Origin of the sequence: Microcoleus sp. S36b_A4 (genome assembly GCF_036700645.1) — a bacterium.
Taxonomy (GTDB): domain Bacteria; phylum Cyanobacteriota; class Cyanobacteriia; order Cyanobacteriales; family Microcoleaceae; genus Microcoleus.
In genome coordinates this window covers 1-12,597 of the sequence record NZ_JAUBPI010000135.1, presented here as the reverse complement: position 1 = coordinate 12,597, position 12,597 = coordinate 1, and the positions used below count along the sequence as shown (strand labels likewise).

The following is a 12,597-nucleotide window of genomic DNA, read 5'->3' as shown; positions in this document are numbered from 1 at the left end:
TACTTGTTGAAGAGTTTCCTTTGTTTCGGAACTTAGAAAATTTTTAGCAGGCATTCACTTTGTCTGAATATCATTATTTTATATTATACCACTATGCGTTTTAAATGCACAACAGCTTATTACTTTGTTAACTGTTAACTGTCAACTGTCAACTGTCAACTATCAAAAATTTTAGGGCCTAGCATATCGGATGCCAGACCCTAAAAAGTTTGTAAATTCAGTTGATTCAAGTGGGTTTTTAGCTCTGCTGAGTTTCAGCAAACTACAACTAAGGTGGACTTTTTTGCAACTACTCTGCGGACGAGCTAGCTATCAGCGGAGTCTATTCAGACTTCTGTCTTTGACTGTTGTGCGATCGCAACTTTTGATTAATCCAATAGCCTCAAGCTATTTAACAAATACGAATCGCAATATCAACCTTTCTTTGCTAATAAGCTACACGGTTCAGGCGTTGCCTGCGGACTAGAGCAGATCGGGACAAATACTCTAATTCCAAATTTTTATCCAAGTTTTTTGTGCTTCTTGGTTTTGCCCCTCATGTTTTTAAGTTAACACCAACTGCGTGCATAAAAACACTTTGTTTACCAAACTTGACACTTTTTGACGTGCAGAAATACTTCCCAAAGCGATTATTAACAATTTGTACGATCGCCCGATACCGCAACGTGCATAGCCGGCACTTTTGGCTTGCTGTCAACGCAGCAGAGCTTCCCAAGTTGCGCGGCCGACAATGCCGTCTGCTGGCAGTTGATATTGTCGCTGAGCAGCCTTGACAGCAGCTTGAGTTTCCGGGCCAAACACGCCGTCAGCACTCACCCGCAAAAATCCCTTGGCCTGCAGCCGCTCTTGCAAATCTCTGACGGCTTGCCCGCGCATTCGTCTTCTCAAAACCGGGAAATTGGTTGGCTGCGCTTCGGGGCTAATCTCTGAGTTGTCGCCAGTTACAGGATCGTTGGCGATCGGGTTTTCGATCGCGCTCGGAGTCGCAGGAAACAGCCGGTTCCAAGTATCTTGACCGACTATTGCGTCGGGAGGCAGACCTGCTGCTTCCTGGAACTGAGACACAGCTCTAGCGGTGCTTTGTGAGAAAATCCCGTCTACAGTTTCAGGGTAAAAGCCCAATAATTTAAGAGCAGCTTGGAGTTCGATCACTTCCGACCCTCGGCTGCCCAATTTGAGCGTGGGACGGACGATCGCACCTGTTTGAGCGATCGGATTATTGCTGTTACTCTGTTCGGAGGTAGGTAGCTGTGCGACAGCAGGAGTAGGGGTGATCGAGCTCATTGCCAATAAACCGCACAAACTCCAGCCGAAGAGCAAACTCGGAACCTCGCGGGCTTTATTCCAGCTTGCTGTCAAGTTTTGGGACATTGGGAATTTGACCTCTGGAAAACTGGTAGCGATCGTACATCAAATCTGGAAAAAATTTACACATCGGGCATGGGGCATGGGGCATGGGACATGGGGCATGGGGCATGGGGCATGGGGCATGGGGCATGGGGCATTTCTGATTCCCCTCCCTTCCCTTTCCTTAAAATAATTTATCCCCTGAAATAGCTGCAATTGGCAAAAAAACTGCTAGATTGCCCTACAGAAAACATTGAACCGCGTTCATTGGGCCCCAGCAACACCATGTCCGAATTCAGAACCGCCAGCCAAATAGACATCGGCAACGTCAACATCGGGAACTTCCAAGTCGGCAGCATCAGCGGCACCAAATACAACGATTTTAACGCCAACGGCCGCCCTGATCCCGGAGAAGTCCCCATTCCCAACTGGCAAATCTACCTCGACCTCAACAACAACGGCCAGCCAGAATTTAACGAACCTTCCACCGTCACAAACGCGCAAGGCAACTACATCTTCGCCAACCTGCCACCGGGAACTTACCAAGTTAGGGAAGTCCAGCAGCCGAACTTTCGCCAAACTACCCCAAATCCCGCACCCATCACGATTACCAGCGGCACAAACGCTGGCAATATCAATTTTGGCAACAACTTTAACGCAGGGACGATCGCAGGCACAAAATTCAACGACATCAACAACAACAGCAGCCGAGATCCTGGGGAACAAGGGCTAGCTAACTGGCAAATTTACCTCGATCTCAACCGCAACAACAGGCTCGACGCCGACGAACCTTTTACTTTTACAAACGTTGAAGGCAATTACGCTTTTGTCAATATTCCCGCCGATACATATTTGGTGAGAGAAGTCCAGCAACCGGGTTTTCTTCAAACCACGCCTGACCCCGGCCCGGTTAACGTTACTTCCAACGCCACTGTCAACAACATCAATTTTGGCAATGTCTTTTTTGTCGGCAGCATCAGCGGTGTCAAGTTCAACGACCTCAATGCCAACAGCGTCAGAGACGCCACAGACCCGCCCCTGGCAAACTGGCCAATTTACCTCGACCTCAACGGCAACAGCAGCTTTGATCCGGGCGAACCCAATACCATCACAAACCCCCAAGGCAACTACACTTTTGCCAATGTTTCTCCCGGCAGATATTTGGTGAGGGAAGTTCAGCAACCGGGATGGGTACAGACTACGCCAAATCCAGGCCCGATCGACATCACCGGCAATACCAACGCTGTCGGCGTCAATTTCGGCAACAATTTTCCTACCGGCAGCATCAGCGGCTTCAAGTTCAACGACCTCAACGCTAACGGTATCAACGAACCGACGGAACCGAGAGTTGCCAACTGGCCGATTTACCTTGATTTCAACAACAATGGCAGTGTAGATCCGGGCGAACCTTCGACTTTAACCAACCCCGAAGGTAATTTCTCTTTTATCAATTTGCCTCAAGGAACCTATGTCGTGAGGGAAGTTCCGCAGCCCGGTTTTCTCCAAACCACGCCTAATCCGACGCCGATCACCGTAGGCAACGGCACAAATGCCACTAATCTCAGCTTTGGCAATGTATTGGTGACTGGCACCATCAGCGGTGTGAAATTTAACGATTTTAACGCCAACGGCATCCTCGATGCCGGGGAACCGCCGATCGCCAATACTCAAATTTACATCGACCTCAACAACAACAGCAGTTTAGATCCGGGCGAAGCGAGTACCTTAAGCGACCTTCAAGGCAATTACAGTTTCCGCAATGTTCCGGTAGGTAGTTATGTTGTCCGCGAAGTTCCGCCGCCCGGTTTCATTCAAACGACTCCGCCTGCGGTGGTTGTTGTCTCGGCAGAGATTGGGGCTAGCAGCATCGATTTCGTGACTGGAGAGGCTGAGGGTAGGTCGGCTAAATCCTGGAAGGGCGACCCGTTAACTGATGCCAACAGCTATACGAGACCCGAACCTGCGGGTAATATGGGGGCGGATAGCTTGCTTTTGAGCCAGGGTCGTGATAGTGATCAAATTAGTAAATTTTTGAGTGATGGATTTTTTGCAAATTTAGGCAATATTCCTAACTTTGGGCAACAGAATGTCGGTCTGGAGCCTAATGCACAAGTTGGTAATTGTGTCAATATCAATGAATTAGATAATGGGGTGATAGCTGACTGGTTTGTGCCGATGGGTGTGAGGAATTTCCCGGTTAAGTAGGGTGAGACAAAGCTCGATCGCCCCGAATCCAAAACCGCAGATAAAAATTAGGAAGAGGTTAAAGGGCGATCGCGTGATACCCTATTGTTGGCAACCTCCAAAGCCAAGCCAGAGTTCCGGGAAGCCCAAAGCTGGCTTGTATATGAGGAGCAAGATTCAGAGACAGTATCATACCTGTTTTTAGGAATTATCAGACAATTCCCCAAGTGCGATAGCCCTCGTGGCATGGTCGCTCAAGTCACCGAGGTGCAGTGAGTTTTAACGTTGTTCCAGCTCAAAACAGCAAGTGTCCACGGGCAGAAGAACTCCGGGCGCAAATCTTGAAGATATTGCGCTCAAATTGCCACAGCTATTCAAAACCTGATATAATCTCGTGCGACAAAGCTGGAGTAAGCCTGATGTTAGATGAGGAACCTTCGAGCAACGTAGACGTATGTATGATTGAGTAGCGATCGTCAGTCGCTAGCAGCAGCTAACTGCTGATTGACAAAGTGATACAGTAGCCTGTAGCTTACGTAGATTTAGGTGTGAAGGAACAGAAAATCATGGCAGAAAAAAGTGCTAGTCAGGTAACTCCTGTATTATTTCCAGTAGTGTTACCGCCAACCATCAATTTTGGCAACGCTCCTGCGGGTATCCAGGGTACCAAGTTCAACGACCAGAACCTCAACGGCATTCGAGAACCCGGCGAACCGGGGCTCCCCAACGTCCAAATCTTTATTGACACCAATAACAACACCACTGTCGATCCAGGTGAACCCTCGACGTTGACAAACCCCAGCGGAAACTTCGTATTTCCAGGCTTGCTTCCAGGCACCTATACAGTCAGGGAAATCTCGCCAGCCGGTTTCAGCCCGACAACTCCAAACCCAGTCGTCGTCACCCTCGCGGGCAATAATGCCACAGTGTTGTTCGGCAATGGTCCCGTCCCGGAAGGTCAGATTATTGGCTGCAAATACCTCGACGTAGACAACGACGGCTTTCGAGACGGGAGTGAACCCCCGATGGAAAACGTCAGAATCTATATCGATGCCAACAACAACGGTCAGCTAGATACAGGGGAACGCACTACCTTAACCGATAGAAACGGCGAGTTCCGATTCACTGGTTTGTCGGCTGGGCTGTACCGGATTCGGGAAGAGCGCGCCAACGGGCCCGGCACTGAACCGTTAGAAAGAGATTTTCCCCAAAGCACTCCTCCCGGCAACACCCCCCTGCTTGACGTGAACCTCGGCCCTGGCGAAACCTGGGCCTGCGCTCAAGTGGGCAACACTCCCCTGTACGAAATCCCGATCTTCAAATTCCGGGACAACAACGCCAACGGCATACAAGACTCCGGCGAAGTTGCCCTCGATGGCATCCCGTTCATCCTCGATTTGAACCGGAACGGCAGGACAGACGTGGGCGAACCGCGACTGTTAACTGGGCCTGATGGTAGGGCTACCTTCAGAGATTTGAAAGCTGGCAGCTACTCTGTATTGGAAACCTTTGAAACATTCATACCCAACCAGCCGCCAATTGCAACTACGCAGAACCCGGTAGAAGTCACAGCCCCCGGGCCCCAATCGCGACAGCAGGGAACACTGCCTTTCATAGTGGCAGATCCAACTGTTCCAGGTGGTCAGCGGGTCGTTGCGGCGAACTTTCCGCCCCCCTTCCCGCCGGTCAACCCGGAACCCGCAGTCTTCTTCACCCCGATTTTGGTAAATCCAGGTAGCGGTGCTGTCGGGAATACGCGCCCCAACATCACGGTCTTCAAATATAACGATCAGAACGCTAATGGTCGTTACGAACCGGCCAACACTCTACAGGAAGTGGGCATTCCCGGCATCACGGTCTACCTTGATGCCAACGACAACGGCGCCCTCGACACAGGGGAACAGTCGCTAGTAACTGATGCCAACGGGCGCGGTGCTTTCACCAACCTAGAACCGGGCAATTATGTGGTTCGGGAAGTGCCACAAGCTGGTTTTAGTCCTACTACTCCGGATCGGGTGCAGTTCAACCTCAGCACTCAAGATGCCAACGTTGTCTTTGGCAACACCCCCAACAGCCGCATCACTGGATGCAAATTCCAAGACTTGAACGGCAACGGCTACCGGGACGGCTTTGAAACGCCGATCGCAGGGGTCACAATCTACATCGACAGCAACGGTAACGACGCCATTGATGCCGGAGAAGCAAGTACCGTCAGCGATCAGTTCGGCCGCTGGGAGTTTGGCAATTTGACTCCCGGTATTTACCGAGTCCGGGAAGTAGTGCCTTCCAATTCTTTCCAAACTACTCAACCACTGGACATCGTTTTGGGCGCAAACCAAACGTTTACTTGTGCTTTGGTGGGCAACGGCCAGTTCTTTAACTATCTCGGAGGAAAATTCCGGGACGACAACCGCAACGGCCTTCGAGATGAGGGCGAACCTCCTTTGGAGGGCATCCCGTTCACCTTGGATTTCAACAACAATGGTCGCTACGATGCTGCTACCGAGCCTCTGGTGAGGAGTAATGCTCAGGGCGAGGTTCTGTTCACCAATTTAGCTCCGGGTACCTATTCGCTCTTGGAAGTTTTCAACGCTCCGGGCGTTGCCAACCCGTTCCCCATTCCGACAGGGCCTAATCCTGTTACGTTCTCGGTGCCGGGGCCAAACACTTTTGTAACACCGATCGTGCCGGCGCCAGTACCGACGGAACCAGAAAGGGTTATTGACAGCATCGATCCGCTGACCGGCGGCACGGTGACTGCTTCTAGCATCTCCGATGATAATGATCCGCTGAATAAGCCCGTCCCCGGCTCAGTCCCTCAACCAGTCAGCAATTTTGGCAACTTTGTAGTAGATCAGAGTCCAGTTGTTAGCAGCTTTGTTGACATCAACGATTTGCAAAATTCGGCGAATGCTCTGATTGCAACATTTTTACAAGAGAATGGTCTCGATGAATCATTGTTCGTCGTTCCTCCTAGTCCTACGAATTCGCTTCTTTAATCTTAAGTTGGGTCTCTAGTTTGAGACTCAGCAATTAGCAACTAGCTTGTTTAACCTGCACGTCAAATGATATTTTGGCGTGCTTTTTGCTGTTTTGACAATAAGACAATAATTAGAGGCTCGCGGGGCGGGTTTATGAATTTCTCTAATTACCGGAAATATTTTTCGTGAAACCCGCCTCTACAACAAATATATCGCGATGCTCGTAGGGGCGCGTTTTACCGACAATATTTGAGGAAAACTCACAATTTATATAAACCAGCCCGCCACAATCATGGGCTCGGCTGACGGGTTTATTTATCTCTTTAATTAGTGTCTTTAGTCGTAGAGGACGATCAGCAAAAAGACCGATTCCCCGCCTCAATAAAACCTTTATTTATAGAGGTAGAACGTAGAGGAATATGTTATGCCAACTCAACAACAAACCAATCCGGCTCAACATCAAGAACAGCAACCCGGTATTGAATCGCAAATGACCCCGCAACCCCAATCCTTCGCGGAGGGATATCGAGGTAGCGATAAATTGCGGGACAAAGTAGCCTTAATTACTGGCGGAGACAGCGGTATCGGGCGTGCAGTGGCGATCGCCTTTGCCAAGGAAGGCGCTAACGTGGTCATCAGCTATCTTAACGAAGATGATGATGCCAAAAAAACCAAAGAGGCGATCGAACAGCAAGGCCGGCGCTGTATTGCGATCGCGGGCGACATCGGCGATGAAAGCCTCTGCCAAAATCTTGTAGAACAAACAGTTAAAGAATTCGGACACCTCGACATCCTCGTCAACAACGCCGCCGAACAGCATCCCCAAGAAAGCATCGAAGACATCACCGCCGAACAATTAGAGCGCACCTTCCGCACCAACATTTTCTCAATGTTTTACCTCACAAAAGCCGCTCTCAAACATCTCAAAGAAGGAAGTGCAATTATCAACACTACCTCTGTCACCGCTTACAAAGGCAATCAACAATTGCTAGATTACTCCTCCACAAAAGGAGCAATTGTTGCCTTTACTCGCTCCTTGTCTCAAAGTTTAGCTGAGAAAGGAATTCGCGTAAACGGAGTCGCCCCCGGCCCGATTTGGACCCCTCTAATTCCTGCAACTTTCCCTGAAGAAAAAGTGGAGAAATTTGGTGCAGACACGGCATTGGGACGCGCCGGTCAACCCGATGAAGTTGCCCCCAGCTACGTGTTTTTAGCTTCAAAAGATTCGTCTTACATGACGGGTCAAATTTTGCATCCCAACGGCGGATCGGTGATTAACGGATAGATTTGTCGCGAGTTGAGATATAAATAACCGCATTTTGTGGGGGAACTTTCACCCACAATCTTTGACTATAACTCACAATCTAAATAAACCCGCCCCCACAACCACGTTACCTAGGGCGGGTTTATTTAGATTGTTTTTTTATAAAAAAACAGTAATCCCGCTACGTGGGTAGCGGGATTGATAGGTTGCAGTTTAACTATTCTCTAGTTTTGCTAGAGTTGTAATTAGGTGACTGCTGAATTAGCTCAGGTTAGCCATTTCTTGCTGGATGGTGCTTTTGGCTGCTTTGAATTCAGTAGCCATTTGTTCCATTTGTGCTTCGCTCAGGTTGCGGCGAATATGAGGGAACATATCGTTTTCTTCTTGTCGAATGTGATCTTTAACCGCTGTTTGGAGCTGTTTAATTTGGGCTTTGAAATCAGAAGAAGTGGGGTTGAGAGCCTTAATTTGGGCAAGCATCTGCTTCATTTCTGCTTGCTCGCTGTACAGTTCTTGAGTATTGCCGTAGTAGCTGCGAACTGCGGGATAAACAACTTGTTCTTCTGCTTCTGCGTGAACGCTGAGGTCTTTGTAAAGTTGACCGAAGAATTCTTGCAGTTTTTGAGGATCGTCGGTGCTTGCGATTTCCATAAATAGGGTATCGGTTTTGCGGTGATCCATTGAGATGATTTCGGTGATGTTCATCTCATCTTTGCTGCGGGTAACTGCACCGCCGATGATGCCGGTCATAGCTGCCATTGCATCTTGTACGCGAGCCCAAACGCCTTGGTCGGGGTCTTTGCCAGTCAATTCGCGTACGCCTAAAATTTCGAGAACTCCTTTGAGTTGTTCTTGGTGAGCGCGGTTCTCAAAGTTAACTGTGTTGAGGGGGGTAATGGCAGCTTCGATGTCAGCGCCGACTACTTGAGCAGCTTTGTGAATTAACAAACCGGCCATTGTTTGTTTGTGTTTGAGCAGTTCGTGCTGAGCGACTTTTTCAAACATGGTGAGTTCAGAACCTTGCATGAGTTTCTGAACTTCTTCAATCATTTTTGTGCTGGTTTCTTTGGGTTCGGTTTGAATGCCGTATTGCACGATCGTAGTTTCTAATACGCCCAAGTTTTTGCGATCGTCTTCGAGCATATCCCGGAAGCGCTGGGCTAGTTCGGAGTCGTTGCAGGAATTGATGAACAATTGCTCGTTGGCTATCAACAGGTTTTGCAGCGCTTTCATGTCTGCTAATTTAGTTGCGATCGCTTGGCGCTTAGTATCTTCTAGGGTAGCTACCATCTGTCGTTTCTCCTCTCAATGTATTTAGTGTTCTTACATCTCTTAATTTATTGATATATTCTGATAACATCCTCTTTCTCCCGACTGATTCATTAATATCCCGCGCAACCTATTGACTTTTAAACCAAGAAATGATAGTTAATTAAGGCTAAGGTCGTTTTTTAAAAAAGCAAAAATTACCCTTAATCACTGCCAACTGACCACTGACCACTGACAACTGCCAACTGCCAACTGCCAACTGACAACTGAGTTTTGTATCAATTAATCCCGATCGCAGAGCTGTAAAGCGCTACCATAGTTGCAGCCGAAGTTAACTAAAGTTTAAGAATAACTAGCTTGTCTCAACTGCTCACTGCTTTAGAGTTCCCAGCCAATGTCTGGAAGCTGAATAATGGGTTAACGGTCATTCACCAGCGGATTTCGGCCACACCGGTGGTCGCGCTAGACGTGTGGGTGAGGGCTGGCGCTACCCTGGAGCCGGATTCTTGGTCGGGAATGGCTCATTTTTTAGAACACATGATATTTAAAGGGACGGATTCGATCGCCCCTGGAGAATTTGACCAAGTAATAGAAAATCGCGGCGGTGTCGCGAATGCAGCTACAAGTCACGACTACGCGCATTTTTTCGTCAACGCTGCGGCCGATTATTTAGCAGAAACAGCGCAGCCACTGGCAGAATTGCTGCTGCGGGCTTCGATTCCCGATCGGGAATTCGATCGCGAGCGAGATGTGGTGCTAGAAGAAATCCGCCAAGCTCAAGACAATCCCGATTGGCTGGGTTTCCAAGCCATGATGGAAACAGTTTACCAGCGACATCCCTACAGGCGATCGGTATTGGGCACGGAAGAACTGCTGATGTCGCGAACTCCCCATGAAATGCGCTGTTTTCACCGATCGCACTATCAGCCGGAAAATATGACTGTGGTGGTAGTCGGGGGAATTGATGAACAACAGGCCAGAGATGTTACGGGGAAAGCATTCGAGCAGTTTTCGGATCGGTGGGATTGTCCCAAATTAACCGCAGAGGCGGAACCGCCACTGATAGAAATTCGCCGTCAGGAATTGAGCCTCCCGCGATTGGAACAAGCCCGCCTGATGATGGCCTGGACGGGCCCGGGAGTTGAACACTTGCAAAGTGCTTGCGGCTTGGATTTGCTGTCGGTGTTGCTTGCAGACGGGCGGACTTCGCGTTTAGTCAGGGAACTGCGGGAAGAATTACAATTGGTAGAGGCGATCGACAGCACTTTCTCGCTGCAACGGGAATCGAGTTTATTTACTATCAGTGCAGTCTTGGACGCCAAGGATGTCGAACAGGTGGAATCTCGGATTTGCGATCGACTTTGGCAATTGCAGTCTGAGCCAGTTTCCGAGGTAGAATTGCTCCGCTGTCAGCGTTTGCTGTGCAACGATTTTGCTTTCTCGCTCGAAACGCCGGGACAGCTAGCCGGTCTTTACGGATATTACAATACGATCGCCAGTGCCGAATTAGCGCTTAGCTATCCCACGAGGATTAAAGCATTTGGGCCATTAGACCTCCAGCGCCTAGCTCAACAATATCTCTCTCCTCGGCGCTATACAGCAGTGGTACTCAAACCAATCTAATAATAGTTGACTGTTCACTGTTCACTGTTGACTGTTCACTGTTAACAGCAACTAGGTTGAGTTGAGACATGAAACCCAAGTCTATTAATTGGAAATTTGAGATTTGTCCCTCAATCTAAAATCTCAAATCGCCAATCTCAAATCGGATGATCGGTAACGCTCACGCTCTACCCATCCTACGAATAATCATGACTAACAGCCAACAGTCAACAGTCAACAGTCAACAGTCAACAGTCAACAGTCAACAGTTAACAAATAATTCAATGAAAAATGAAATCCAGCGCACGGTTTTAGACAACGGTATTGTTGTCTTAGCAGCAGAAAATCCAGCAGCAGATATTATTGCAGCTAGGATATTCCTGCGGGCCGGCAGTCGCTACGTGCAGCCGGAACAAGCAGGGTTGTGTCACTTGCTGTCGGCGGTAATGACTAAGGGAACCGATCGGCTGTCTTCGCTGGAAATTGCCGAGTGTGTAGAATCGGTGGGAGCGAGGTTGAGTGCCGACTCTACTACAGACTATTTTTTAGTGAGTTTGAAGACGGTTTCTGCGGATTTTGAGGAGATTTTGGAGTTGGCGGCGCAATTGACGCGATCGCCGAATTTCCCGGAAGCTGAAGTCGAACTCGAACGCCGCATTGCCATATCGGCAATTCGATCGCAACAAGAACAGCCATTTGCGATCGCCTTCGAGCAATTGCGGCACGCGATGTACCAGGAACATCCCTATGCTTTCTCTCCCTTGGGCACGGAAGCTACTATGTCAAAGCTCACCAGAAACGAGCTCGAACAGTTCCACAAAACCTATTTTCGTCCCGATAATGTAGTTATTTCTGTAGCCGGCAGAATATCGACCGAAGATGCGATCGCCCTGATCGATCGAACTTTTGGGGACTGGAAAGCGCCTTTAACACCCCTGCCAACTTTAACCGTCCCCCCCTTATCACCCTCCCCTCAATCGGTCGTTACAGCGCAAGATACGCAGCAATCAGTGATTATGCTGGGCTACCTCGCACCCTCTGTCAAAAATCCCGACTACGCAGCGATTAAGTTGCTGAATACTTATTTGGGTAACGGTTTGTCGAGCCGATTGTTTGTGGAATTGCGGGAAAAGCGGGGCTTGGCTTACGACGTTTCCGCGCTCTACGCGACGCGCTTGGACACGGCTCAGTTTGTCGTGTACATGGGTACGGCGCCGGAAAATACGACGACTGCTTTTGAAGGATTGCGCGCAGAAGTCGATCGACTCGCCAACATCGAACTAAGCGAGGAAGAATTGCAAGCTTGCAAGAATAAAATGCTCGGTCAATATGCTTTAGGAAAACAAACTAATTCGCAAATTGCCCAAGTTTTAGGCTGGTACGAAATTTTGGGATTGGGAATTAAATTTGACCAGCAATTTCAAGAAGAAATTGCACAGGTGACAGCTTCACAAGCGCGGGATGCTGCTAAGAAATATTTTGTAGAACCGTATGTTTCTTTGGTGGGCCCGGAGGCGGCGATTACAGAGTTGGGTGTAGTGGCTGTTTGTTGAGGAGGAAATGGGCGATCGAACTTTTGAAAAGTTCGATCGATGCGATCGCAGATTAAAAGACTTTTCGCTTAACAATTATTGGTGGTTTGCGCTCGCTTTTAATTTTTCCAAACTTAACAACAAAGCCAACTATTCTTGCTGGCATTATCTAGAACTGAAACCGACCACCTCAATGAACTTTTCGCTGCGGGTATAACGTTCAGGTTGAGCGGTTGCAAATAGCACTCCTAGCACCACCAGCGACTTTCAACAATCTCCTCCAACCGAATTGTTAGGTTGCGCCGTTAGCTTAACGATTTCACGATCCCGCCTTTGCTAAATAGGGTTTGCTGAATAATCGCTCGCATATTGCGTGGTCTGGGTTTTCGATCGCGCGCTCGAGAAAAAAGTGCAAGAT

Annotated in this window: 7 protein-coding genes; 5 read left to right on the top strand and 2 right to left on the bottom strand. The window is 48.8% G+C overall.

Annotated elements, in window-relative coordinates; all coding sequences use genetic code 11:
• Positions 1–693: 693 nt before the first annotated feature.
• Positions 694–1,371: a peptidoglycan-binding protein gene (locus QUA03_RS26675; RefSeq protein WP_333216438.1), complete on the bottom strand. Its 678-nt coding sequence runs from the start codon at positions 1,369–1,371 to the stop codon at positions 694–696.
• Between the two features lie 261 nt (positions 1,372–1,632).
• Between QUA03_RS26675 and QUA03_RS26670 the strand changes: the two genes are divergently transcribed.
• From QUA03_RS26670 to QUA03_RS26660, 3 genes are all read left to right on the top strand, one after another.
• Entirely contained in the window at positions 1,633–3,552 is a 1,920-nt protein-coding gene (locus QUA03_RS26670) for an SdrD B-like domain-containing protein (RefSeq protein ID WP_333216436.1), read from the top strand.
• Positions 3,553–4,097: 545 nt separating this feature from the next.
• Positions 4,098–6,530 carry an SdrD B-like domain-containing protein gene (locus QUA03_RS26665; protein WP_333216434.1) on the top strand — a complete coding sequence of 811 codons (2,433 nt, stop codon included), beginning with the start codon at positions 4,098–4,100 and terminating at the stop codon, positions 6,528–6,530.
• Between the two features lie 406 nt (positions 6,531–6,936).
• Entirely contained in the window at positions 6,937–7,797 is an 861-nt protein-coding gene (locus QUA03_RS26660) for an SDR family oxidoreductase (RefSeq protein ID WP_333216432.1), read from the top strand.
• 240 nt (positions 7,798–8,037) lie between these two features.
• On the opposite strand, the gene QUA03_RS26655 is transcribed toward QUA03_RS26660, so the two are convergent.
• Positions 8,038–9,066, bottom strand: coding sequence for a hemerythrin domain-containing protein (locus QUA03_RS26655; RefSeq protein WP_333216430.1), 1,029 nt, complete (start codon positions 9,064–9,066; stop codon positions 8,038–8,040).
• Between the two features lie 336 nt (positions 9,067–9,402).
• Here QUA03_RS26655 and QUA03_RS26650 point away from each other — a divergent pair, with 336 nt between their 5' ends.
• Both QUA03_RS26650 and QUA03_RS26645 read left to right on the top strand, forming a co-directional pair.
• Positions 9,403–10,668, top strand: coding sequence for a pitrilysin family protein (locus tag QUA03_RS26650; RefSeq protein ID WP_333216429.1), 1,266 nt, complete (start codon positions 9,403–9,405; stop codon positions 10,666–10,668).
• A gap of 263 nt (positions 10,669–10,931) precedes the next feature.
• Positions 10,932–12,200: a pitrilysin family protein gene (locus QUA03_RS26645; RefSeq protein ID WP_333216440.1), complete on the top strand. Its 1,269-nt coding sequence runs from the start codon at positions 10,932–10,934 to the stop codon at positions 12,198–12,200.
• The last annotated feature ends 397 nt before the right edge of the window (positions 12,201–12,597 follow it).